Here is a 23,163-nt window from a genome sequence, read left to right as displayed (position 1 = left end):
ACGGCGGCGGCGCGACCCCGTCGCCTTTTACTGCGTCAGGCGCTCACTCGCAGCCATGTGCCGGCTCGCCGTGACGACCGACGCCGAGACGCTCGATCGGATCCGCGGCCCCCTCGCCGACCGCGGGATCGAGGCCCGACACCTGCGATCGAAGCAGCGATCGATCCGGGTCGCCGGCGGCGAGCGGGACGCCGCCACGACGGATCGATCCGACGAGTTCGACGTCGGGTTCGTGTACCCCTCCCGGCTGATGGAGGGTGCGGCGCTCGACGCTCGCCTCGGGGTATCGTGGGTGAACGGCCGCGACGCGGTCGTGACCTCGCGCAACAAGGGCGGGGTCCTCGCCGCGCTCGACGCGGCCGGCCTCCCCGTCCCGCGGACGACGATGGTCTCGAACCCGGTCGAGGAGTCGACCGTCGTCGACGCGGTCGACGACTTCTCGTTTCCGGTCGTCGTCAAGCCCAACTCCACGACTCGCGGGGTCGGCGTCGCGAAGGCGGTCGATATCGACTCGCTGCTCGGTATCGTCGACTACCTGAACTTGGTCCACGACTACCGCGCGACCGGCGACAAGTCGTACCTGATACAGGAGTTCCTGCCGGACGCGCGCGACTACCGCGCCATGGTCGTCGACGGGGAGTACGCCGGGGGCGTTCGTCGGGAGCTGCCGGCCGACGCGCTCGCGGACGGGCGCTGGAAGCACAACGTCCACCGCGGCGCGGTCGCCCGCGGCGTCGACCTCGATGACGACGCCCGGCTACTCGCCGAGCGGACCGCGGCGACGCTCGGGATCGACTACCTCGGCGTCGACCTGCTGGCGACGGAGGACCGACTCGTCGTCACCGAGACCAACGCCCGCCCGACCGTCGACGCCGCGACGAAGTACGACCCCGACTTCTACGATCGGCTGGCGGCGCTGATCAAGCGGACCGCGGGGAGTCAGGAGGACGGGTGAGCGCCGTCCGACGCGTCGTCCGGCACGGTGACCTCGTCCGAAGCGACGACGTCGTTCGTCAGGGTGCCGACGCCCTCGTAGGTGATCTCGACGCGGTCGCCGGGCTCGACGAGTCCGGGGTTCGCGGGGCTCCCGAACGCGACGCAGTCGCCCGGCTCGAAGGTGAACCGCTCCGAGAGGTACGAGACGATCTCGTGAGGACCGAACAGCATTAGCTCGGTGTTGGCGTCCTGTCGCTGCTCGCCGGCGACGGTCGTCGAGATGTCGAGCGACGTCGGATCGACGTCGGTCTCGATCCACGGACCGAGCGGCGCGGAGCCGTCGAACGCCTTCCGGGCGGTCCGTCCGCCCTGGTCGAGCGCGTCGACGTCGTTGAGGATCGTGTAGCCGCGAACGACGTCGGGCACTTCCTCGGGAGCGAGGTCCCGACAGCGCTCGTCCATCACCGCGACGAGCTCGCCGGCGTACGTCAGCTCGTCGGTCCAGTCGGGGTAGCGGATCGGCTGGCCGTGCGCACGGAGGCTCGCGGGAGGCTTGATGAAGAAGTCGGGCTCCTCGGGCCGCTCATACTCCATCTGGTCGAGCGTCTCGGCGTAGTTCCGTCCGACGCAGTACAGCGCAGTCGGGTCACACGGCGGCAGGAGTCGCCCGTCGCGACCGACCTCGTAGCGGCCGTCCTCGGCGACGATCGTTCCGTCCTCGTAGCGTCCGGCCACCGGGCCGTCGGGGGTCAGCAAGCGAGCGAGTCGCATGAGTCACGCTCCCGGGGCGGGCGCAAAAGCGCATCGAAAGAGGCACCGGAGTCAGGGGAGGGTTCAAAAGGGAGACGGGAAGGTCAGGGGAGTCACGGCTCACGCACCGTCGCGGGCGGCTTTTCCGTCCCCATCACTGTCGACTTCCCCATCACCGCCGATTTCCCCGTCAACATCGGCGTTGACCCCGATCACGACGCCGCTCCGGATCTCGAGGGCGGTGTCGAACTCCTGGCGGCGGTCGTCCGCCGACCCGGCACGCTCGACGGCCGCCTCGTGTGCGCGAGTCACGGCGGCCCGCTCGCGCTCCGAGAAGCCGAGTCGCTCGCCGATGGCCGCCCAGTGGTCGGGCTCGACGAGGAACGTCTCCCGGTCCCGTTCCGCCGCCACCCGTTCGTACCGTCGTCGATACTCGTCGATACGGGGGCCGAGCTCCGCCTGCACGCGGTTTAACAGGTCCGGGAGTCGGTCGGCGGGCACGCTGGCGAGCGCGGCGGCTTTGAGAAACGCCGTGCCGTCGATCGGGTGGTCGGATCCGCGGTCCCCGTCCGGTCCCGTCCCATCGGGCGTCTCCTCGCTCGTCTCGCCGTCCGCCGTACCGTCCGTGTCCCGGTCCATCACCCGCCGGCACGCATCGCCTTCTGTTTGAAGCTCGGGATCAGCTCGGCGAGGACGGCGGGTGCACCCGCGAACGACACCGTCACCTCCGTGAGGATGATCGAGCCGGCGACGTTCACCTTCTCTGCGCGGAGCGTCGTGCGCCACCCGTCGCCGTCGACGCGGGTCGCCTCGGCGGGCTCGTCGGCGTCGACGAGCTCGCCGCCGAGGTTCCGCAGGTAGTGTGCCGCGAGTCGCCGCGAGATCCCTCGGTACGCCCGTTCCTCGCGCACCCACCCCTCCTCGATCGGCGGGGGGGCCACGTCGGTCATGCGCCGCCCGCGACCGGCGGGAAGACCGAGAGTCTGTCGCCGTCGTCGAGGTCGGTGTCGAGTCCGTCCATGTGTAACACCTCGCGACCGTTCTTCAGCACGTTGATCTGGGGTGCCAGCTCGCCGTCGACGATCAGGTTGCCGGCGAGCCCGTCGTGCTCCGCTTCGAGCGCACGGAGGACGTCGCCGACCGTCGAGTCGTCCGATGTCTCGTACGCGACCGTCTTCCCGCCGACCGCCTCCCGAAACGTCGCGAAGAATCGCAACTCCAGTTCCATACCCGAGGGTCGGGACGGGGGACCTTAAAAACGGGCGACAGCGGCGGTCGACGTTCGAGCGGGGCCTAGATGTCGGACAGCCGGATCCCGTCCTCGACGATGCGGAAGTTGCGCTCGCGGTCGAGGTCGTCGGCGAGCCACTCGTGTTCGTACAGCTGGCCGATCAGCTCGATGTAGAGGTTCCGCCACGCGATCGCGTAGATGGGCGACTGTCCCCACGCGCGCAGTTCGGGGACGAACTCGTGGTACGTGCTCGCCTGCGCTTCCATCCGCTCGACGGCGTCGACGACCACCGCTGCCGCCTCCTCCGGGCCTGACCCCTCGATCTCCTCGTTCAATCGTGACTGGATCCCGGCGATCGCGCGGCGCATGTCGCGTTCGGCGGTTCCGTCCTCCTCGGGCAGCGACTCGACGACGCCCTTCGGCACGCCGAGCGATATCTCGGGCATACGCGGACGGTGGATCGGAGGGGCAAAAAAGCCACCTCACTCGCCGACCACCGCGGCGCGCGTTCGCCGACGCGGCTACTACACAAACAACTATTAGGAACCGACGTAACCAGAAATACAGTGAGATATCAATGCACACAGTCGTGCTGACGAAAGGCGTTCCCGACTTTCGCGAAGGGAAGGTGTCGTTCGACGAGGACGGTCACCTGGAGCGCGGGAAGACGCCGACCGTGATGAACCCGAACGACGAACTCGCCCTGAAGGCGGCGCTCCAGCAGAAGGTCCGGCACGGCGGGACCGTCTCGCTGATGAGCATGGGTCCGCCGGGGTACAAGGACGTCTTGAAAGAGGGAATGGAGGACGTGTACGCCGACGACCTCTACCTGCTCTCCGACAGGGAGATGGCCGCCGCGGACACGTGGGCGACCGCGATGACGGTCACGACCGGGCTCTCGCAGTTCGACGAGGAGCCGGACCTGATCATCGCCGGCTTCAAAACCGCCGACGGGGAGACCGGTCACACGGGCCCGCAGACGAACTGGTGTCACCACATGAACGACGATCTGGTGGACCGACCGCTCGTCACCCACGTCATCTCGCTCGACGTCGACCCCGACGCGGGAACCCTCCGTGCCAAGCGACTCGTCGAGGGCGACATCTCAGAGATCGAGACCGTCGAGACGGAACTCCCGGCGTTCGTCGTCGCCGATCCGGAGTTCGAGCCGAACTACCGGAAGGCCGACCATCGGCTCCGATACAAGGACCTCCGCGAGGAAACAAAAGAGCGCGCCCAGAACCACGAGGAGGTGCTCACGGTGTGGAACCACGAGGACCTCAACCTCGATCCGGACTTCATCGGACTCGACGGCTCGCCGACGATCGTCGCGGGCGTCGACCCGATCCCGAAGGGCCCCGCCGAGCGCGACGCGACGCACGTCTCGCCGGACGACGACGCGGGGATGGAGTCGATCGTCGAGGAGCTTCAGCCGTTCGCGGGGGGTGACTGACGATGCCGGAGATCGACCCCACCGACCACGAGATCGCCGACCTCGGTCCGAAAGTGAACGGCATCGACGACGTCGACGAGTTGGAAGCGATGCTGGAACTGGAGGCCGACGGCGAGGACAGAGCGCCGGTGAAAACGCTGATCGAGAGCCGGATCGAGACCCTTGAAGCCGAGGCAGCGGGCGGCGACGACACCGATCCGGAGTCGGTCGACCTCGCGGAGCTCACGGTCGCCGACGTCGCCAACATGGTCCGGGACGTCGACGACGTGGCGACCCTCGAGAACCTGCTCGAACGCGAACGCGAGGGGCAGGAGCGATCGGGCGCGATCACCCAGATCGAGAACCGGATCGAGGCGATCGAGGGCAGCAAATCGGAGGACGGCGACGCCGAGATCGAGTACGTCCCGCCCGAAGAGAAGCATCCGGACCTCGACCATCCGACCGCCGACAAGCAGTACGTCGAGGGCGTCACCGGCGAGACGTACCGCGACATGTGGGTGTACTGTGAGACCCAGCAGGGGGAGCTGATCGACGTCTCCAAGGAGATGCTCGGCAAGGCCCGCGAGCTGATGGACGAGTACAACTCCGAGGAGGGGTACGGCGGCGACGAGGAGGGAACCCCCGAGGAGGTCATCGCAGTCGTCATCGGGAACGACGTCGCCGATCCCGCGGCGGACGCGATCGCGTACGGAGCCGATCGCGTCGTCTACCACGACGACGAGCGACTCGAACGGTTCCGGCACAAGCCGTACACGGAGATCTTCGCCCTGATGTGTCGCGACTTCGAGGCCGATTGGCGCGACTACCACGAGCCGCGGTACACCGTGTTCCCGGCGACGCACAACGGCCGCGACCTCTCCGCGCTCGTCCAGGGCGAGCTCGACTCCGGGCTCGCCTCCGACTGCTCGGACCTGTACATCGACGAGGCGATGATCTCCAACCCCGCCAAAACCGGGAAGCCGGGCGACAGCGTCGAGTTCGATCGCGTTCTCCACATGCCACGACCCGACTTCTCCGGGTTCGAGTACTCCACCATCCTCTGTATCGACAAGCCGCACCGCGACTTCCACCCGCAGGGCGCGAGCGTCATCCCCGGCGCGTTCGATCTCCCCGAGCCGAACCCGGAGCGTGAGGGCGAGCTCGTCGAACACGACGTCGAACTCCCGGACGAGTGGTTCCACGTCGATATCGTCGAGCACGACCAACTGGAGGAGGGGATCGATCTCACCGGTCACGACGTGATCGTCGCGCTCGGCCGCGGGATCGGAGCGGACCCCACGAGGGGAATCGAGCTCGGCGTCGAACTGGTCAACGCGTTCGACGACGCGGCGCTTGGGCTCTCTCGCGGCGTGATCACGGCGTCGTACGAGTTCGCCGGTCACGTCGACGACTACGTCGCCGAGGAGCGGCAGATCGGCGAGTCCGGGCAGGTCGTCGAGCCGGACATATACATCGCGGCCGGCATCTCCGGCGCGGTCCAGCACAAGGTCGGAATGGACGACTCCGACACGATCATCGCGATCAACGAGGACCCGGACGCGGACATCCGGGACTTCTCGGACTACTTCATCGAGGGCGACCTGTTCGAGGTGCTTCCGACGGTGATCGAAGCGGTAGAGCGCGGTGAACTCGCGGCGGCGACCGACGGAGGAACACGATGACTGACGACTACGAACACTACGAGGCGCTCGTCGTCGGGGCCGGTCCCGGCGGCGCGGCAGCGGCGGCGGCATTGGCACGGCAGGGCGTCGAAACGCTCGTACTGGAACGGGGCGTCGACGCCGGCTCGAAGAACGTCTCCGGCGGGCTGATCTACGCGGAGGAGTCCGCGCCGTACACGATCGACTCGCTTTTCCCCGGATTCCGCGATGCCGCCTCCGAGCGCCCCGTCGGCGACTCGTTCATCCACAACGTCGCCGGCCGCGACGTGAAGACGTTCGATCTACACGACGTCCACAACCACGATACGGAGTGGTGTGACTCGGTGCTCCGCCGCCGCATGGACTCGTGGCTCGCCGAGCGCGTCCACGAGATGACACGCGAGACCGGCGGCGGGCTGCTCACGGAGGTCCGCGTCAACGGACTGCTCCGCGAGAACGGCGAGATCGTCGGCGTCACCTGTGATGAGCTCGATCCGATCACCGCGGACGTGATAATCGCGGCCGACGGCGTCAACTCCGAGCTCGCCCGCGACGCCGGACTGATGAACTGGGACGAGCCCGAACACTGGTTCCAGGGCGTCAAGGCGGTCGTGGAGATGGAGCCGGCGGCGATCAACGAGCGGTTCGGGATCGACGACGACGAAGGGGCCGCACACCTCTTCTCCGGTGACCTGTTCGATGGGGTCCGCGGCGGCGGCTTCCTGTACACGAACGAGGACTCGCTGTCGATCGGGACGGTGTTCCACCTCGACTCGCTGGCTGCCGAGGAGGCGGAGCCCCAAGAGCTGCTCGACGGGCTTCTCACGCACCCCCTGCTCGACCAGTGGCTACAGGGCGAGTACGAGGAACGGGAATACGCCGCGAAGCTCGTTCCGGACTCCAAGAAGGTGGCGCATCCGTCGCCCCACAGGGATCGGCTCCTGCTGGTCGGCGACGCGGCCGGCCAGATGCAGGCGCAGGGACCGATCATCAAGGGGATGAACCACGCGGTGAGCGCAGGCGGGCTCGCGGCGGAGGCGTACGCCGACGCCAAAGCGCGCGGCGATCCGACCGCGGCCGGAGAGATATACGAGACGCGACTCCGCGACGAGGGCGTGATGGACAAGCTCCGTCCGCGGCGCTATCGCGCGACGCGGGCGGTCTCCGAGAACGAGACGCTGAACAGGGTCGGGAGCGCCGTGCTCGGCTCGCCGATCGGGTCGGCCGGCCTGAAGGCGTTCGGCGGCCTCGCCGAGCGCGCGTTCAACTCCCCCACGCTGCTCGGGATGGTCCCCGACACGCGTACGTCGTACGTGGACGTTCCCACGCGGATCGCGGAGGTGCTCGGCGAGCAGGTCGAGGCCGACAACGACGTCGAGCCGCCGGCGCTCGACGACCGGATCGGCGATCTCACCTACAACGTCGGGGAGCCGCACATCGAACTGCTCGACAACAGCTTCGAGGCGAGCGGCACCGCGGTAACCGCGTGTCCCGTCAGTGCGAAGGACTTCGGCGGCGGGTGTTACCGCGAGGAGACGGTGGAGACGAACGGCTCCGAGAAACGGCTCGTCAGTCTCGACACGCAGCCGTGCGTCGAGTGCGGGACGTGTGCAGTCGTCGCCGACACCGACTGGGAACACCCAGCCGGCGGGAAAGGGGTGGAGTACAAGCAGGGATGACCACCGCGACCGACCGCGCCGAGCGCATCGCCGACCTCGCGGCGGCCGCGAGCGACGCGCGGGAACGCGTCTGTGACGCTCCGGCGGACGGACCGATCCCCGAGCGCGACAGCGGAGAGGAGACCGCGGTGATCGCCGGCACGGAAGCGACCAGTCCCGACGACGCCGCGTTGATCGCGGCCCGAGACGGACTCGGACCGGTCGTCGCGCTCTACGTGGAGGCTCGAACCGGCGGGGAGTGGATACGGTTCTCCGAAACCGAGATGAAACGACTTCACGCGGCGACCAGCGACTGGCTCGCGGTGTACGCCCGCTGTCGCGGCGTCGACGTCGATCCCGACGTGACGGTACGAGAGGCGGCGAACGTCCTGATCGACACCCACGACATCACCGACGTCGCGGCGCTTCTCACCGGACTGCACCGAGCCTAGTCTCACCGAGCGCGCGTACTCTCTCATGTTCGTTTATGGAGAATCCTTATGTACTGGTGTGTGGTACCAGCACGCATGGAGCTCGCCCAACGCGTCTCGATCGAGAACAGGGACCGAACGGACATCTACGAGTACGTTGAGCGGCGAGGCTCGGTGTCAGCCGAGGACGTGCGACGGGAACTGGGGTTCGAGCCCGGGGCGTTCGGCCATCACCTCGCAGTGCTGCGGCGCGATGGCTACATCCGGAAGGACGGCGACGATCTGGAGATCGCTTTCGACACGGACGCGGGGACGGTCCACGAGTCGGAGCGTGACACGCGGTTCACGATCCGAACCGCCCGACAGGCCGACCTGAGCGGTCTCGTCGGCGTCATCCGACAGGTCGCGAGTGACGGCACCTACATCGAGGCCGAGACGGTCGCGGACCTGATCGATTACGAGGAGGTCATTCTCCGGAACAACGAGGTGGAGTCGCGGATGTTCTTCGTCGCGACCGTCGACGACCAGGTCGTCGGCTGGGTCCATCTCGAACTCCCCGAGACGGACAAGTTGAAGCACACCGCCAAACTCACCGTCGGGGTGTTATCGGAGTATCGCGATCAGGGGATAGGGGAGACGCTCCTCCGGAAGGGGACCTCGTGGGCACGCGATCACGGCTTCGAGAAGCTGTACAACAGCGTTCCCGAGAGCAACGAGAAGGCGATCGCGTTCCTCGAAGGCCACGGTTGGGAGCACGACGCGACTCGGAAAGACCACTACCGGATCGACGGCGAGTACGTTGACGAGGTGATGATGGCCGCGTGGATCGCGTGACACCGACGCGAGTCAGCGACCGCGTACCGCTCGCCGTGCTTCCGCGGACGGGACGGATATCGCGATTCGGAGGGCGTCTCGACCGGAGGGTACATCGTCCGGAGCGCACGCCGTTCGCCAGTACGGCACCTCGGCGCGTCCGCGCTTCCGACAAACGGCCGATCGGATCCGTTCGTCATCGGATCCGATCGGCCCACCGACGTTCGCGACACCGGTTCTCGAACTGCCGAGGCATCAAAGAGCGGTGAATCAGTATTTTGAACAGTAATATATTTATTTCTTATAGTACGCATACTACCAATATTACTGATATGTTATCTAGCAGGCGACCGGCGATCGTGTAGAACGGGTTCGTCGACCGGCTCCTCTCGGTACGCTCCCGGACGATGCCGAACGACGACGCCGAACGACAACGCAGAACGACGACGCCGAACGACGACGCCGAACGACGACGATCGGAGACACGATCTACGTACTGAACATCCCAATGATGGATTCACCGCTTATACCGGGCGACGTATCGACATCTACGTATCGGCCGACAGGTGCGAGAGACATAGGACCTGAGATATCGAGCGTATCGATCGCTACCTCGGTCCCGGTGTGACCGCCGGCGTCGAATCGGGAGGACGGATACGGTCGTATGAGAGAAGAACGTACCACTATAGATAGATAGTAAGAAAGAGAATAGATAGACAATAGTTCACTATTTATATAATTTCGTCGCGCCGTGTTCGTCTCGAGTCGTGTCGGGCGTTCGGATTCGGACGAGCCGTGCGCGCCGTCGTCGACGATCCGGAACCACGCACCCATATCCATCACAATCATAGTAGTGTAATTCAAAATCCGTATAAACGAACAGCAATTGTTCTCCAAATGCGAACGATCAGGGCTATTTGAGCGACTCGCTCGCGTTCGACATGTTGAGCTTCGCTTCGATAACGTTCGCCTTCTCGGTGATCGTCTCCGCGAGCACGTCGACGCAGAGCTCGTCGGTGAACCGTCCGGTCGGACCGGAGACGCTCATTCCTCCGAGGACCGCTCCGTCGGCGTCCCGGATCGGGGCACCGACCGCACGGATGCCGACGATCTCCTCCTCGTCGTTGATCGCGTACCCTTGCGACCGTATCGTGGACAGCTCCTCGAACAGTTCCTCGCGGTCCGTGATCGTATTCGACGTCTTTCGAGGCAGTCCGTGCGTGTCGACGATCCGATCGACACGCTCCTCGGGAAGAGCCGCTAACACCGCCTTCCCGCTCGCGGTGAAGTGAAGGTAGTCCGGCTTCTGCTCTTTCGCGGTGTGGTACTCGCCTCCGACCGCGTTCTCGCCGGCGACCTTGTAGACGTTCCGTTCGAGACCGTGCTGTTCGCACATCAGGTGGACGTACTCGCCGGTCCGTTCGGCCAACTCCTCGACGACTGGTTTTCCGTATGCGAACAGTACGTTTCGATGTCGAACGGCGTTCCCGAGGTACAGGAACTCGAGGCTCAACCGGTACGTATCGCCCTCCTGGACGACGAGACGCTTCTCCCGCAGCGTGGAGAGGTACGAGTGTGTCGAACTCTTGGAAACGCCGACGTGGTTCGCGACCTCCGTGACGCCGGCTCCGCCGAGTTCGTCGAGCGCGGCTATCACGTCGCAGGCACGCGAAACCGTTTCGAGTCGTCGCGTCGAGTCCGGCGAGTCGATCATATCGATCCGTATTCGTGGAGGAAGATAACTGTTCGCATATCAACAACGGAGAGTCCGTTCGGAGTCGGATGGCAGACGCCCTCCGGACGCCGAGACCGAACGGTCGCCGCTCTGTGGACCTCGGCCGACGATCCGTCGCACCGGCAATACGAACGTTTAACACACCGTACACCGGACCACGGTAGTGATGCACACCGTCTCCGAGACACGCCTCCGGTCGGATATCGAAGCCAACGCGGAGTTCGGATCGATCGACGTTCCCGACGGCCACGGGCGAACGGTGCTCGCGGGCACGGACGCGAATCGGGACGCCCGCGATCGGTTCGTGAGGCGACTGAGGGAGGCCGGGCTCGCGGTCACGATCGACGCGGTCGGGAACGTCGTCGGTCGGTGGGTGCCCGACTCGGCGGATCCGGCCGCCGCACCGGTCGCCGCCGGGAGTCACCTCGACTCCGTCCCGAAGGGCGGTATCTTCGACGGACCGCTCGGCACGTACGCCGCCCTCGAAGCGGTGCGCGCGCTCCAGGAGTCCGAGGTCGAACTGGCCCGACCGATCCACGTCGTGTGTTTCACCGAGGAGGAGGGCCAGCGGTTCAGTAACGGACTCCTCGGCTCGTCCGTCGCGACCGGACGGACGTCGGTCGAGGAGACGCTCTCGCTTACGGACGACTCCGGGACGACGTGCCGGGAGTCGTTAGAGCGGATCGGGTACCACGGGACCGGACGCGTGGACGCGAGCGAGTGGAACGCATGGGTCGAACTCCACGTCGAACAGGGCACCCGCCTCGAGGAGGCAGGTGCTCCGGCCGGCATCGTGACCGACATCGCCGGTATCACTCACTGTTACGCGGACGTGTTCGGCAACGCCGACCACGCCGGGTCGACGCCGATGAGTGAACGGCGGGACGCGCTGGCGGCGGCGAGCGAACTGGTACTCGACGTGGAGTCAGCGGCGAACCGGGTCGTCGACGACGAGTCGGCGACCGCGGTCGGAACCGTCGGGAAGATCGAAGCGTCGCCGAACGCGACGAACGTCATTCCCGGCGACGCACGGCTGGGGATCGACATTCGAGACGTCAGCCGGGAGTCGATCGAGACGCTCGTCTCGGACCTCGAGGCGAGTGCCCGCCGGATCGAGACCGACCGCGACGTCGACGTGACGATCGACCGACCGTACATGGTCCCGCCCGAGCCGATGGCCGAACGCTGTCGATCCGCGTTCCACGCCGCGGCCGAGAACGCCGACGTGCCGACGCTGTCGCTCCACTCGGGTGCCGCACACGACACGATGAACGTGGCACGCGTGACCGACGCCGGACTGCTGTTCGCCGCGTCGAAGGACGGGCTCTCTCACAACCCTCGCGAGTGGACGGACTGGAGCGACTGCCGGGCGGCGACGGCGGTGCTCGCCGGTGCGATCGCCCGGCTCGCGAACTGAGGAACCGCGGTAGGGAACTGCGATGGTACCGAGCGACGACCGCGTGCCGCCCCGTTTTCATCGCGTATTAAGTCATTATACACTCACGTCGATACGTAACAACTATGACCCATAGTTTTATATACTTCACATCGTTAAGCTGCTACAGCGAATGACAACCAATAACAGTAGTCATCGTGCTTCGGAGTCATCGGACGGACCGAGTCGGCGTCTCTTCATGAAGGCGGCGGCAACGGGAGTCCCGATCGCCTTTGCCGGGTGCCTCGGCGGCAACGGCGACGGCACGGGCGACGATGGCGGCGACGGCGGGAGCGACGTCGAAGCCCCCGACAGCGGTGGCGTTTCCGACGAGGAGAACGCGCTGCTGTGGGGCGGGAGCGTTCCGGTACAGAGCCTCGATCCGCACTTTGAGAGCGCGGCGGCGACCGCACGCGTTCTCGAGAACATCACGCAGGGGCTCCTTCGGGTCAACTGGGAGTACGACCTCGAACCGCTGCTCGCGGAGTCGTGGGAGACGTCCGACGACAACTTGGAGATCACGTTCTCGCTGCGCGAGGACGTCGTCTTCCACGACGGCACCGAGTTCACGTCCGAGGACGTCATCGAGTCGTTCAGACGGATCCGCGACGGCGGGGCCATTGCCGGCGAGTACATGGAACGCGTGGACTCGATGGAGACGCCCGACGACCACACGTTCGTCATGCGGCTCGAGGAGCCGTTCGCGCCGATGCTGTTCCGGCTGGCGACGTCGGACATGCACGTCCTCACGGCCGAGCAGGCCCAACAGGACTCGATCAGCGAGCCGATCGGGACCGGGCCGTTCGAGTTCGAGAGCATCGAGATCGACAACGAGTTCGTCATGACCAAGTTCGACGACTACTGGGACGACGAGCTCCCGTACCTGGACAAGGTCACGAAACTCGAGATCTCGGACGACGACAACAGGCTGAACACGTTCAACGCGGGCGAGGTGGACTTCATCAACGACGTGCCGCCGCGGCACGCGGAATCGCTCGAGGACGACCCCGACGTCGATTTCATCAACCGCTTCCCGAAATCGCTCGTCTACCTCGGCGTCAACTGCAACGAGCCGCCGTTCGACGACCGGGACGCCCGGCTCGCGCTCGAGTACGCGATAGACAAACAGGAGGTCATGGAGGCAGCGCTGTACGGACAGGGCCAGGTCGCGACGAGCCCCGCAACGCCGGCCAGCGAATGGGAGCACCCGACGCTCGAACCGCGCGAGCAGGACTTCGAGAAGGCACAGGAACACCTGGAGGCCGCCGGCTATCCCGACGGCTTCGAGGCGACGTTCCAGATCCCCGAGCAGTACAACGATCAGGTCACCGCCGCGCAGGTCATCGAGGCGTCCGCCGCGCAGGTCGGGATCGACCTGAGCATCCAGCAGATCACGTGGAGCAACTGGCTCAGCGACGTGTACACGGACCAGGACTTCCAGGCGACGACGAGCTCGTATCTCGCGCTCTGGTTCCCCGACGCCGGCTTCCACCGCCCGCTCCACAGCGAGGGCGCGTTCTTCTTCACCGGTTGGGAGGACGAAGAGTACAACGACCTCATCGACGAGGCGCGGACGATGTACGACATGTCGGACCGTGCGCCGCTGTACCACGAGGCGGCGGAGATCCTCAAGGAGCGCCGCTCCGGGCACATTCTGCTGTACTGGACGCCGACGTTGATGGCGCGTCACAACAACTACACCGGCGAAGTCATGTCGCCTGACGGCTCGACGTTCAGATTCGAGGACACCCAGTTGGAGTAACGGGCGGTACACCATGACACAGACCTCTGCAGACGTATCCGGACGTACGTTATAAATGGCATTCGTCAACTACCTCATCAAGCGGCTCGGCTTCATGACGGTGACGCTGTTTCTCGTCACGCTCATCACCTTCGGGTTAACCAACGTTCTGCCGGGAAACGTCGCGCTTTTGATCCTCGGGCCGAACGCGACGGAGGCGTCGATCGCCCAGCTTGAGGCCCGACTCGGGTTGAACCAACCGCTGTACGTACAGTACGTCGACTGGATCGCCGGCTTGGTTCGGGGCGACATGGGTATGTCGCTCCGATACAACACGCCCGTCGTCGATCAGATCGCGGTCCGGCTGCCCCGATCGCTGCTGCTCGCGGTCTCCGCCACCGTCATCTCGGTGACGCTGTCGATCCCGCTCGGAATTATCGCGGCGGTCAAGAAGAACACGCCGACCGACCTGACGGCGTCGATGCTGGCGTTCATCGGCCTGTCACTTCCGATCTTCCTGTGGGGTCTCGTGTTCATCTACGTGTTCGCGCTGTCGCTCGGCGGCTTCCCAACTCGTGGGTACGTCTCACCGTGGGAGGACCCCGTCGCGTCGTTCCACCACCTCGTCCTGCCGGCGAGCGCGATGGGCGTCGCGTTGACCGCCTACATCATGCGGATGACCAGATCGAGCATGATCGACGAGATGAGCGAGGACTACGTCGAGTTCGCGCGATCGAAGGGATTGAGCGAGCGAACCGTCGTCCTCCGACACGCGCTGAAAAACGCCGCAATCCCGGTCATCACCGTCATCGCGTTCCAGTTCAGCTACGCCTTCGGCGGCGTCGTCGTGCTCGAGGAGGTGTTCTCGTGGCCCGGCATCGGACGGCTCACGCTGACGGCGATCGAGAACCGTGACATCCCGCTCTTGCAGGGGTGTATCATCGTCATCGCGCTCATCTACATGCTATCGAACTTCCTCGCGGACGCGTTCTACGCGTACGTCGATCCGCGAATCAGATACGGAGGGTCCGAGTGATGTCGTTCGACGACTTCAGGCTGACCGACGAACGCAAGGCCCACTACGGACGGTTCATCCGACAGTTCAGGCGGAACCAGAAGGCGATGATCGGACTGGCGATCGTCGTGAGCCTGTTCGTTATCGCGATCGTCACGTACCTGTTCCCGTCGATCGTCCCGCACGACCCGGGTGCGACGGATCTACCGAACAGGGAGGCCGCGCCGTCGCTGTCGAACCCGATGGGAACCGACGACCTCGGCAGAGACGTGTTCAGTCGCGTGCTGTTGGGGACGCAGATATCGTTGTACGTCGGGTTCACGTCGATCAGCGCGGCGATGGTGATGGGAACGTCCATCGGCATCGTCGCCGGGTACTACCAGGGGCTCACGGACGAGGCGCTGATGCGCGCGATGGACGCGATGATGTCGTTCCCGCCGATCCTGCTCGCGTTGACGATCGTCGCGGTGATGGAACCGAGCCTGAACAACGTCATCATCGCGCTGGCGTTGGTGTACACGCCGTTCATCGCACGGGTCGCACGCAGTGCCGCGCTGTCGGTACGCAACGAGTCGTACATCGAGGCTGCGGAGGCGCGTGGCGAAAGCGACCTGTACATCATCTTCCGGGAAGTGCTCCCGAACTGCGTGGGACCGCTGCTCGTCCAGGGATCGATCAACATCGCGTTCACGATGCTGCTCGAGGCGAGCCTCTCGTTCCTCGGGCTCGGCGTCCAGCCGCCGGAGCCGTCGTGGGGGCTGATGATCAACTCCGGGTGGGCGTTCATGGGCGACGCCCCGTGGATGGTGTTCTTCCCGGCGCTGGCGATCGCGATCGCCGTGATCGGCTTCAACCTGCTCGGGGACGGGCTCCGTGACGTGCTGGATCCGAAAGGGGAGATAATCGAATGAGTAAGAGTACCACAGATCCGCTGTTGTCGGTCGAATCGCTACGGACGCAGTTCCGCACCGAAGACGGGACGGTCACCGCCGTCGACGACGTCTCGTTCTCGCTCGAGAGGGGCGAGGTGATGGGGATCGTCGGCGAGTCGGGCGCAGGCAAAAGCGTCACCGCGCGCTCGATCATGCAGTTGATCGGGTACCCCGGCGAGATCGTGTCGGGTTCCGTAACGTTCGACGGACGGGACTTACTCTCGCTTTCCGAAGCGGAGATGCAGCGGGTTCGCGGGAACGAGATCACGCTCATTCCGCAGGATCCGATGACCGCGCTCAACCCCGTGTTGACGGTCGGTCAGCAGATCACCGAGACGATCGAACTCCATCAGGACGTCAGTTCGTCGGAGGCTCGCGAGATAGCGATCGACGCGATGCGGGAAGTGGAGATCCCGGCCCCGGAGACGCGGATCGACGAGTATCCACACCAGTTCTCCGGCGGGATGCGCCAGCGGATCCTGATCGCGATCGGGTTGGCCTGCGAGCCGGACCTGATCATCGCCGACGAACCGACGACGGCGCTCGACGTCACGACGCAGGCGAAGATACTCGATCTGCTGAACGATCTGCGCGAGAAACACGGTGTCTCGATCCTGATGATCACGCACAACCTCGGCGTCGTCGCGCAGACGTGCGATACGGTCGGGGTCATGTACGCCGGGAACCTCATCGAGACGGGAACGGTGTCGTCGATCTTCGAGCAGCCGAGACACCCCTATACGCGGACGCTGATCGACGCGATCCCCGCAGTCGACTCCGACCGCGACCGGCTGTACGCCCTCGACGGGTCGATGCCGGACCTGAAGTCCCTGCCGGACGGTTGCAACTTCGCGAACCGGTGTCCACACGCGATAGACGAGTGTCGAACGGGCGACGATCCGGCGTTGGAGCCGGTCGCGGAGGGGCCGACTGGATCGCATGCGGCGTGTATCCGCTCGACGGATCTCGACTTGTCGGAGTCGGCCGCAGTCAGCGAGAAAACGCGCCAGCGGAAGGAGATCGACGACGATTCGCTCCTGGAGGTGAACGGTCTGAAGAAACACTTCCCGTCCGGCGACGGGCTGTTCGGAAACCTCTCGCTGGCACGGACCGACGGCGGAGGATTGACCCTCGAACGGCGGTACGTCAAGGCCGTCGACGGCGTGAGCTTCACTATCAACCGCGGCGAAACAGTCGGTCTCGTCGGCGAGAGCGGCTGTGGAAAGTCGACGGTCGCCCGGACCGTGATGCAGTTGCTCGACCCGACCGACGGCGAGGTGTACTTCGACGGTCAGCCGCTTCACTCGCTCGGGAAATCGGAGATCCGCAGCCTCAGACGAGAGATGCAGATCGTGTTCCAGGACCCGAAGAGCTCGCTCAACCCGCGGAAGACGGTCGGACAGATCGTCGGCCGAGGAATGGAGAAACACGGCATCGCGACGGGTAACGAGAAGCGAGAACGAATACAGGAGCTGTTGGTCCGAGTCGGGTTACAGGAGAGCGACATCGACAAGTACCCACACCAGTTCTCCGGCGGCCAACAACAGCGGGTCGCGATCGCGAACGCGCTCGCCGTGGAGCCGGAGTTGATCGTCTGTGACGAGCCCGTGTCCGCGCTGGACGTGAGCGTGCAGGCGCAGATCCTCAACCTGCTCGACGACATCCAGGCGGAGTACGGGCTGTCGTACCTGTTCATCTCACACAACATCAGCGTCGTCCAGCACCTCTGTGACCGCGTCGCGGTGATGTATCTCGGGAAGATCGCGGAGATCGGATCGGTCGATCAGGTGTTCGACGCGCCGTCCCACCCGTACACCGAGAGCCTCCTGTCGGCGGTGCCACACCCCACGCCGGAGCGGCAACCCGACCGGATCCTCCTCGACGGCACCGTGCCGAGTCCGCTGGACCCGCCGAGCGGCTGTCCGTTCCACACCCGCTGCCCGAAGAAGATCGGTGAGGTGTGTGAAACCGACGTTCCGAGCCCCGAACCGGTCGGCTCCGAATCGGACCATCTGATCTCCTGTCACCTCTCCGAGGAGGAGATGACCGAGCCGATCGCCGACGTCGAGGAGTCGGACGTGTGACGTTCTCGATCTGCGCGTCCGTCGACGGCCGTCACGGTGTCGCGATCGCGACGAAGGCGATCGCGGTCGGGTCGACCGCGCCGTTCGTCTGCCGACGCGGTGCCGTGTGTTCGCAGGCGATGACGAACACGCCCATCGGCGTTCGTGCGATCGATCGGCTGTCGCGTGGCGAACCCGTCACCGAGGCGGTTCCGGAACTGTTAGCGCGTGACGATCACGCCGAGCAACGGCAGGTCCACGGGATCGACCGGTCCGGAACGACGGTGACACACACCGGCACCGAATGCGAACCGTACGCGGACGACGCCGTCGGAGAGACGTACACCGTGGCCGGAAACATGCTCTCAGGGCCCGAAGTCCTCGATCGAATGGGAACCGCGTTCGAGAGCGCCGCCGACCGTTCGCTCGATCGGCGACTGTTGACCGCGCTCCGTGCGGGCGAGGACGCGGGCGGAGATACACGCGGATCGAACGCACAGAGCGCGGCGCTCGTCGTGTTCGATCCCGAGACGCCCCGGATCGAACACGACCTTCGCGTCGACGAACACGCGGACGCAGTCACCGAACTCGAACGCGTCCACGACGCCGCCGCGACGAGCGGTGCGGAGTGGATGGACGAGTATCCGACGCTGAACCTCCAGCGGTACCCGACGATCGACGGCGACGATCGATACCGCTCCACCTGAGCGAACGGACGATTCGCGATGGTCTCGACCACGCCAATCCGGGCTCCACGAGGGAGCGGTCGTTGGGTTCGAGGGACCGGAGCTCACGCCCGGTATCCGAGGGCACGATAAATACTATTCTTGATAGGAATCTGTATAGATATGTGTTTATATATATAATCTGTCAGTCGAGGTTTCGTGGAAATTCCCTCGAAACGTGTGAACGGGGATCGCTAACTCACAGGATCGGAACCGGACCCGTGATGCCGGAGTTCGAGTACCGTTTACGGATCATGGTGGTAGTCCTCTCTCTTTACTACCTGCTTTCTGTATATACATCGATTGTATCGCGTCTAGAAGGACATTTGATCGATATTGACGTCGATCGAGAGATGAGCGGGATCCCCGCTTGATCGAGAACAGCGGATACGGACGATCGACGTCCGGGAGCAGCCGGCAGCGTGTCCGATCGAATTCGAGTCACGAGACGATGAACCAGTTTAGTATATATACTATAAAAAATATTGTCAATTTTAGGCATCTGGGCGATCTTTCCTGCATCGGAGGATCCCCGACGTCGACGGCGAACGACGATCAGCAGATTCGAGCACTGGCTCGCACGTACGGGATTCGTCCGCCCATCAAACCGCGAGTTCGCTTCACTTCAGAAAGCGTGGAACCCTCGGCTGGATTCCGAACTCCATCGTTCACGGTCTCGACCGATCGCTTGCGTTCCCACACGCAGTCCAACTGATACGGAGAAAGCCCCGACGACAGCTCAAAGCGATCCAGTTTCCGCCGGTTCACACACTTCGGTACGTAGACAGGGGACTCCACGCGTGTCCACTCTAAGCGATCGATTCAATTGATTCGGTAACGAAAAGACCGTCATGAAGGATAACCCACTCAACAATCTCGATCGCCGCATTCTGCACCTGTTGCAGATCGACGCTCGCGGGGCCTCCGACACGAACATTGCGGAGGAAACGGACGTAACCGGAACGACCATCCACAACCGAATCGAGCAACTGGAGGAGAAGGGCATCATCACCGGCTACAATCCGGAAATCGACTACGAGAAGGCGGGGTATCCGATGCAAGTGTTGTTCATCTGCTCGACGGATCTCTCTCGCCGGTCGGAGATGGCGGAGAAAGCCCCCGAAGTTCGGGGTGTCGTCAACGTCCGGGAGATGCTGTCCGGCGAGGAAAACCTCCACATCGAGGTCGTCGCCGAATCGACCTCTGAGATCAAGGAGAGTACCGGCCAGTTAGACGATCTCGGCCTGCGAATCGTGAGTAGCAACATTCTGGCAGAAGAACACATCCAACCGTGGAATCACTTCCATCAGGAGCTCGCCGGCGAGGACGCCGAGACGCCCGAGGAGATCGGTTCGACCGAAGAGTAGCCGCTCGCCGAAATGAAGCCGTGAGTTGGAGTACTGAACTCTCCTCCCGCGTACCCCGGTCTACTGACCCTGTCTCCTTGGAGAAGTCAAGCAAACGCCCGGTTTCGCTCGGTATTATCAACAATGTAGAATTATCATCAAAAAGATGTTAAGGCAGTCGAGCCCACAGGATAGGCCATGGCATCAACGACCGCAGTGGCATTGGGCGAGACGTTCGACGTGTTGACACATCCCTACCGACGCTACGTGTTGTACTACCTGCGAACGCAGTCCGAGGTCGTCGCCATCGAGACTCTCACAGCGATGATCACCAACGAACTGGAAGGTCCATCCGCGACGGGTGGGAGCGAGACGTCCGAACACATCGAGACCGCCCTCCACCATACGCACCTCCCGAAACTCGCCGATGCTGGCCTCATTACGATCGAACAGGATGGGCAATCGATCGAATTCGACGGGATACATGAGCACGTCCGATTCATCGACCAAGCGGCACGTATCGACGGCTATGCACCGCCCGTCGCGAGCAACTGAGAACAGCCCTCGAGCACATCCATTCCGTTCATGACGCCGAACGAGAGAGATACGATGACAGAAACTCACGACGACGAAATCGTTCACCGGGAATTGAATACTGACAGAGAGGAACCGGCCGTTGCGATAGCGGAGATCGTCGCTGACCTCGAGGGAAAGCAAGTAAACGAATTGACACCGACTTACGACTGCATCGACGGGATGATATCGGAGTTGTATTCGAATCCGCCGTCACCAGAGGCACAGATGACGGTCGAATTCACGTACAGCGGCTACCGCATTACCGTCGAACAGAGCGGTACCGCGGAGTTCATCAAAGTCACGTAACCGCTGTCGGCCGGATCCCAGACAACGGTAGCGTATCCACGCTCGATTGGACGAGCCATCGGCACTACGTCTGGTGGTTAACTACTGCTCACGAACGAAGTGAGTGGATAGGTTGGTGCAGATGAGCACGCTGCGTGTGTTCCTGAAGTGGGCGGTTTCCGTCGAAGCGGTCCCCCAGAACCTCTACGACAAGGTGATGATCCCGCGGGTCCGTCCCGATGAGCGACAGCGCGAGGAGACGCTCGACGCCGACGACGCGGAGTCGGTCCTCGAATACCTGTCGAGGTACGAGTACGCGTCACGCGTTGAAGGAACACGCGCTGTTCGCGTTGCTGTGGCAGACCGGGATCCGTATCGGATCCGCACACTCACTAGACGTCGGCGACGTGCGCTTAGACGAGGACTACGTCCAACTCGTCCACCGAGACCGGAAACGACGCTGAAGAACGGAAAGGAGATCGAGCGTCCGGCCGCACTCAAGCCGGCCGTCTCGGAGGTGCTCGCGGACCACATTCAGAGACATAGGAAGGACGTGACCGACGAGCATGACCGCGACCCGCTGTTCACAACGGCGCACGGCCGAATGCACTCGAACACCATACGTCGGCTCGCCTACAGGATGACCGCACCGTGCTACAGGGGCGACGACTGTCCGGACTGCGCCGAGGGCGAGTCGAAGTGCCCGGAGGCGGTCAGCCCAATCGTGTGAATCTCTTGCTTCACGAACTGGGAGACAGCGCTCTCCGGACCGGAGCGTTGTTGCGAAGTCAACAGCGCCGTGAGGTGGGCATCCCAGAACTCCGACTCCGTGACATTGATCTCGGCCGGTTGCACATTGTGTTTCTTCCTTTTCCGAACGAACGGATCGTCTCCCTGAGTTGCAACAATCTCCTGAATACGTTCGATCTCACCGTCGGAAAACGTCTATTCGACGTCAGCCATAGCTCTTGGGTTGTCACCTTAGCAAAAAGTCGTTGTGGAGGGTGTGAGCTGCTGAGGGCCATCACAGAGTAGTTCAGTACGAATTCTGGGTAACCTCACGGAATAAAACCCACAGGAAATATTTATCCCGCTTTGGGTCGAGACATCAACCATGGAGGAACCGAGCCCCGATATCAAACAGGACTCCGAGAAAGGGGACAATCACCCCGATTTCGGCGCTCTAACGCCGCCTGAGGAAGTCGTTCGTGGCGACCGGACGCGTGATGACTTCTTCGACGCCGTCCTCGGGCTGGACGAGCCGGCTACCGCGAGCGAGGTTGCCGAACTCGCCGGCCGGGGGGTAGATGCCGCACGTGAGTACTTAGAGTGGTTCGAGAGGCTCGGGATCGTGACACAGGTCACTGAGACGCCGGCCACGTACCGGCGAAATCAGGAATACCTAAACTGGCGGCGGGTCCAGCGGCTCCAAAAGGAGTACTCGCTCGACGAGCTCGTCACGTTCCTGGAAAAGGAGACAGAGCGTGAAGAGACCTACAGTGAGCGGTTCGACGCTGAGTCCCCTGAGACGGTGTCGATCACTGCAACCGCGTCTGTTACAGGCCAATCGGTACAGGACGTGTGGGAACACGTGTCCGCCTGGAAAACGGCGCGTCGGCGTATCACGCTCCTTGAGCGTGCACTCACGACGAGACGCGGCGACGCTGCAAACGAGCGAACTGCGGTATGACGGAGGGCAAGGACGACGCGCGCTCTTCCGATACCATCAGTGGTGCGCCCGTGGATTTCGACCGTCTCGAAGTCATCCGGGACCGATTGGCGACGGACGACCGCTTCGCTCGGATCGAAGAGCAACCCGCGTTCGCGCCGGACCGAGTGGTGTGCGTCTACGAACAGCGGTTCTACCCCGGGCCTGTCGAATCGGCTCAGCTTGAGATCGTGTGGTACGAGAACGGCGACTTCTCGTTGCACTACCACGAAGACCACGCGGACGAGGCGTTCGATCACCGGTGGGATCGCCATCCGTCCGACCACAACGAGCGGGATCACGCCCATCCGGGACCTGATGCACCGACACCGGGGGACGACACTGACCATCCCGCGGACTGGCGGGACGTTCTCTCGACGGCTCTCGCTGAGATCGAGGAGCGACAGCGGGCCTTCTGGACTGAGTGAGTCAGTGAAGACTCGCGAAAACATACAAAAAATTATATTAAATATCTGCCTTTTCAGCCATGGGTTACGGAGAATCGAGGAGAAAGCCTCGCGCTTTAGCGCGGGGAGGATGTCAATGCAGATGGTCCATCACACACTCCATTGAGCCCCCGTCAGGCGGAGGGAATTCCCACCAGGGCGAAGTTCACGGCCACAAGCATCACGTAAAGCGCGTACACCGCCGCTCCTGTCGCTGCGCGCTGTTTCGAGGGTGTAGCCACGC

The 23,163-nt window shown here is 63.9% G+C and carries 22 protein-coding genes and 1 pseudogene; 17 read left to right on the top strand and 6 right to left on the bottom strand.

What is annotated here, in order from left to right; translation table 11 throughout:
• Positions 1-55 precede the first annotated feature (55 nt).
• Positions 56-955 (top strand): ATP-grasp domain-containing protein, encoded by a 900-nt coding sequence (locus tag ACNSN7_RS07470; RefSeq protein ID WP_418281650.1) that lies wholly within the window; start codon positions 56-58, stop codon positions 953-955.
• Here the strand turns inward: ACNSN7_RS07470 and ACNSN7_RS07465 are convergent.
• The 5 genes from ACNSN7_RS07465 to ACNSN7_RS07445 form a co-directional block, all read right to left on the bottom strand.
• Complete coding sequence (locus tag ACNSN7_RS07465) at positions 940-1,707, bottom strand: fumarylacetoacetate hydrolase family protein (RefSeq protein ID WP_418281649.1); 768 nt, start codon at positions 1,705-1,707, stop codon at positions 940-942. The two genes, ACNSN7_RS07470 and ACNSN7_RS07465, sit on opposite strands and share 16 nt — an antisense overlap.
• Before the next feature lie 99 nt (positions 1,708-1,806).
• Positions 1,807-2,325, bottom strand: coding sequence for a DUF8048 family protein (locus tag ACNSN7_RS07460; RefSeq protein WP_418281648.1), 519 nt, complete (start codon positions 2,323-2,325; stop codon positions 1,807-1,809).
• Positions 2,325-2,636 carry a MoaD-like domain-containing protein gene (locus ACNSN7_RS07455; RefSeq protein WP_418281647.1) on the bottom strand — a complete coding sequence of 104 codons (312 nt, stop codon included), beginning with the start codon at positions 2,634-2,636 and terminating at the stop codon, positions 2,325-2,327. The genes ACNSN7_RS07460 and ACNSN7_RS07455 overlap by 1 nt, the downstream gene beginning before the upstream one ends.
• Positions 2,633-2,914 (bottom strand): ubiquitin-like small modifier protein 1, encoded by a 282-nt coding sequence (locus ACNSN7_RS07450; protein ID WP_418281646.1) that lies wholly within the window; start codon positions 2,912-2,914, stop codon positions 2,633-2,635. Before ACNSN7_RS07450 ends, ACNSN7_RS07455 begins: the two co-directional genes overlap by 4 nt.
• A 65-nt stretch (positions 2,915-2,979) precedes the next feature.
• Positions 2,980-3,363 carry a DUF7971 family protein gene (locus tag ACNSN7_RS07445; protein WP_418281645.1) on the bottom strand — a complete coding sequence of 128 codons (384 nt, stop codon included), beginning with the start codon at positions 3,361-3,363 and terminating at the stop codon, positions 2,980-2,982.
• A gap of 131 nt (positions 3,364-3,494) precedes the next feature.
• Here ACNSN7_RS07445 and ACNSN7_RS07440 point away from each other — a divergent pair, with 131 nt between their 5' ends.
• The 4 genes and pseudogenes from ACNSN7_RS07440 (at position 3,495) to ACNSN7_RS07425 (ending at position 8,933) form a co-directional block, all read left to right on the top strand.
• Positions 3,495-4,370, top strand: a complete 876-nt coding sequence (locus ACNSN7_RS07440; RefSeq protein ID WP_418281644.1) for an electron transfer flavoprotein subunit beta/FixA family protein — start codon at positions 3,495-3,497, stop codon at positions 4,368-4,370.
• A gap of 1,657 nt (positions 4,371-6,027) precedes the next feature.
• A pseudogene (locus ACNSN7_RS07435) lies at positions 6,028-7,689 on the top strand (FAD-dependent monooxygenase); the annotation flags it as partial.
• Positions 7,686-8,120 carry a DUF8055 family protein gene (locus ACNSN7_RS07430; RefSeq protein ID WP_418281643.1) on the top strand — a complete coding sequence of 145 codons (435 nt, stop codon included), beginning with the start codon at positions 7,686-7,688 and terminating at the stop codon, positions 8,118-8,120. The pseudogene ACNSN7_RS07435 and the gene ACNSN7_RS07430, both read left to right, overlap by 4 nt.
• A gap of 75 nt (positions 8,121-8,195) precedes the next feature.
• Positions 8,196-8,933 (top strand): GNAT family N-acetyltransferase, encoded by a 738-nt coding sequence (locus ACNSN7_RS07425; RefSeq protein ID WP_418281642.1) that lies wholly within the window; start codon positions 8,196-8,198, stop codon positions 8,931-8,933.
• An 892-nt stretch (positions 8,934-9,825) separates the two neighbouring features.
• Here the strand turns inward: ACNSN7_RS07425 and ACNSN7_RS07420 are convergent.
• Entirely contained in the window at positions 9,826-10,626 is an 801-nt protein-coding gene (locus tag ACNSN7_RS07420) for an IclR family transcriptional regulator (protein WP_418281641.1), read from the bottom strand.
• A 187-nt stretch (positions 10,627-10,813) separates the two neighbouring features.
• Between ACNSN7_RS07420 and ACNSN7_RS07415 the strand changes: the two genes are divergently transcribed.
• The 12 genes from ACNSN7_RS07415 to ACNSN7_RS07360 all read left to right on the top strand — a co-directional run bounded on the left by ACNSN7_RS07415 (position 10,814) and on the right by ACNSN7_RS07360 (position 22,901).
• The gene (locus tag ACNSN7_RS07415; protein ID WP_418281640.1) at positions 10,814-12,064 is read left to right on the top strand and encodes a M20 family metallo-hydrolase; all 1,251 of its coding nucleotides are present in this window, start codon (positions 10,814-10,816) and stop codon (positions 12,062-12,064) included.
• Between the two features lie 217 nt (positions 12,065-12,281).
• Complete coding sequence (locus tag ACNSN7_RS07410; protein ID WP_418281639.1) at positions 12,282-13,844, top strand: ABC transporter substrate-binding protein; 1,563 nt, start codon at positions 12,282-12,284, stop codon at positions 13,842-13,844.
• A gap of 55 nt (positions 13,845-13,899) precedes the next feature.
• Positions 13,900-14,859, top strand: coding sequence for an ABC transporter permease (locus ACNSN7_RS07405; protein WP_418281638.1), 960 nt, complete (start codon positions 13,900-13,902; stop codon positions 14,857-14,859).
• A complete protein-coding gene (locus tag ACNSN7_RS07400) occupies positions 14,859-15,749 on the top strand; it encodes an ABC transporter permease (RefSeq protein WP_418281637.1) in 891 nt (296 codons plus the stop codon). The genes ACNSN7_RS07405 and ACNSN7_RS07400 overlap by 1 nt, the downstream gene beginning before the upstream one ends.
• The gene (locus ACNSN7_RS07395) at positions 15,746-17,854 is read left to right on the top strand and encodes an ABC transporter ATP-binding protein (protein ID WP_418281636.1); all 2,109 of its coding nucleotides are present in this window, start codon (positions 15,746-15,748) and stop codon (positions 17,852-17,854) included. The genes ACNSN7_RS07400 and ACNSN7_RS07395 overlap by 4 nt, the downstream gene beginning before the upstream one ends.
• Complete coding sequence (locus ACNSN7_RS07390) at positions 17,851-18,540, top strand: DUF1028 domain-containing protein (protein WP_418281635.1); 690 nt, start codon at positions 17,851-17,853, stop codon at positions 18,538-18,540. The genes ACNSN7_RS07395 and ACNSN7_RS07390 overlap by 4 nt, the downstream gene beginning before the upstream one ends.
• Before the next feature lie 869 nt (positions 18,541-19,409).
• Positions 19,410-19,925, top strand: coding sequence for an Lrp/AsnC family transcriptional regulator (locus ACNSN7_RS07385; protein ID WP_418281634.1), 516 nt, complete (start codon positions 19,410-19,412; stop codon positions 19,923-19,925).
• 177 nt (positions 19,926-20,102) lie between these two features.
• Positions 20,103-20,459: a DUF7344 domain-containing protein gene (locus ACNSN7_RS07380; RefSeq protein WP_418281633.1), complete on the top strand. Its 357-nt coding sequence runs from the start codon at positions 20,103-20,105 to the stop codon at positions 20,457-20,459.
• 54 nt (positions 20,460-20,513) lie between these two features.
• Entirely contained in the window at positions 20,514-20,786 is a 273-nt protein-coding gene (locus tag ACNSN7_RS07375; protein ID WP_418281743.1) for a HalOD1 output domain-containing protein, read from the top strand.
• A gap of 136 nt (positions 20,787-20,922) precedes the next feature.
• On the top strand, positions 20,923-21,495 hold the full coding sequence (locus ACNSN7_RS07370) for a hypothetical protein (RefSeq protein ID WP_418281632.1): 573 nt from the start codon (positions 20,923-20,925) through the stop codon (positions 21,493-21,495).
• Positions 21,496-21,879: 384 nt separating this feature from the next.
• Complete coding sequence (locus ACNSN7_RS07365) at positions 21,880-22,455, top strand: DUF7342 family protein (protein WP_418281631.1); 576 nt, start codon at positions 21,880-21,882, stop codon at positions 22,453-22,455.
• The gene (locus tag ACNSN7_RS07360; RefSeq protein WP_418281630.1) at positions 22,452-22,901 is read left to right on the top strand and encodes a toxin-antitoxin system TumE family protein; all 450 of its coding nucleotides are present in this window, start codon (positions 22,452-22,454) and stop codon (positions 22,899-22,901) included. Before ACNSN7_RS07365 ends, ACNSN7_RS07360 begins: the two co-directional genes overlap by 4 nt.
• The last annotated feature ends 262 nt before the right edge of the window (positions 22,902-23,163 follow it).

Origin of the sequence: Halorubrum rarum, from assembly GCF_048380895.1 — an archaeon.
In the GTDB taxonomy this organism is placed as follows: domain Archaea; phylum Halobacteriota; class Halobacteria; order Halobacteriales; family Haloferacaceae; genus Halorubrum.
This window is presented reverse-complemented; position numbering and strand designations above follow the sequence as displayed.

What these genes read in the sequence shown, in the direction of transcription:
- ACNSN7_RS07470 (WP_418281650.1), top strand. Translation starts at nt 56, where the DNA reads ATGTGCCGGCTCGCCGTGACGACCGACGCCGAGACGCTCGATCGGATC.
- ACNSN7_RS07465 (WP_418281649.1), bottom strand. Translation starts at nt 1,707, where the DNA reads ATGCGACTCGCTCGCTTGCTGACCCCCGACGGCCCGGTGGCCGGACGC.
- ACNSN7_RS07460 (WP_418281648.1), bottom strand. Translation starts at nt 2,325, where the DNA reads ATGGACCGGGACACGGACGGTACGGCGGACGGCGAGACGAGCGAGGAG.
- ACNSN7_RS07455 (WP_418281647.1), bottom strand. Translation starts at nt 2,636, where the DNA reads ATGACCGACGTGGCCCCCCCGCCGATCGAGGAGGGGTGGGTGCGCGAG.
- ACNSN7_RS07450 (WP_418281646.1), bottom strand. Translation starts at nt 2,914, where the DNA reads ATGGAACTGGAGTTGCGATTCTTCGCGACGTTTCGGGAGGCGGTCGGC.
- ACNSN7_RS07445 (WP_418281645.1), bottom strand. Translation starts at nt 3,363, where the DNA reads ATGCCCGAGATATCGCTCGGCGTGCCGAAGGGCGTCGTCGAGTCGCTG.
- ACNSN7_RS07440 (WP_418281644.1), top strand. Translation starts at nt 3,495, where the DNA reads ATGCACACAGTCGTGCTGACGAAAGGCGTTCCCGACTTTCGCGAAGGG.
- ACNSN7_RS07430 (WP_418281643.1), top strand. Translation starts at nt 7,686, where the DNA reads ATGACCACCGCGACCGACCGCGCCGAGCGCATCGCCGACCTCGCGGCG.
- ACNSN7_RS07425 (WP_418281642.1), top strand. Translation starts at nt 8,196, where the DNA reads ATGGAGCTCGCCCAACGCGTCTCGATCGAGAACAGGGACCGAACGGAC.
- ACNSN7_RS07420 (WP_418281641.1), bottom strand. Translation starts at nt 10,626, where the DNA reads ATGATCGACTCGCCGGACTCGACGCGACGACTCGAAACGGTTTCGCGT.
- ACNSN7_RS07415 (WP_418281640.1), top strand. Translation starts at nt 10,814, where the DNA reads ATGCACACCGTCTCCGAGACACGCCTCCGGTCGGATATCGAAGCCAAC.
- ACNSN7_RS07410 (WP_418281639.1), top strand. Translation starts at nt 12,282, where the DNA reads ATGAAGGCGGCGGCAACGGGAGTCCCGATCGCCTTTGCCGGGTGCCTC.
- ACNSN7_RS07405 (WP_418281638.1), top strand. Translation starts at nt 13,900, where the DNA reads ATGGCATTCGTCAACTACCTCATCAAGCGGCTCGGCTTCATGACGGTG.
- ACNSN7_RS07400 (WP_418281637.1), top strand. Translation starts at nt 14,859, where the DNA reads ATGTCGTTCGACGACTTCAGGCTGACCGACGAACGCAAGGCCCACTAC.
- ACNSN7_RS07395 (WP_418281636.1), top strand. Translation starts at nt 15,746, where the DNA reads ATGAGTAAGAGTACCACAGATCCGCTGTTGTCGGTCGAATCGCTACGG.
- ACNSN7_RS07385 (WP_418281634.1), top strand. Translation starts at nt 19,410, where the DNA reads ATGAAGGATAACCCACTCAACAATCTCGATCGCCGCATTCTGCACCTG.
- ACNSN7_RS07380 (WP_418281633.1), top strand. Translation starts at nt 20,103, where the DNA reads ATGGCATCAACGACCGCAGTGGCATTGGGCGAGACGTTCGACGTGTTG.
- ACNSN7_RS07375 (WP_418281743.1), top strand. Translation starts at nt 20,514, where the DNA reads ATGACAGAAACTCACGACGACGAAATCGTTCACCGGGAATTGAATACT.
- ACNSN7_RS07365 (WP_418281631.1), top strand. Translation starts at nt 21,880, where the DNA reads ATGGAGGAACCGAGCCCCGATATCAAACAGGACTCCGAGAAAGGGGAC.
- ACNSN7_RS07360 (WP_418281630.1), top strand. Translation starts at nt 22,452, where the DNA reads ATGACGGAGGGCAAGGACGACGCGCGCTCTTCCGATACCATCAGTGGT.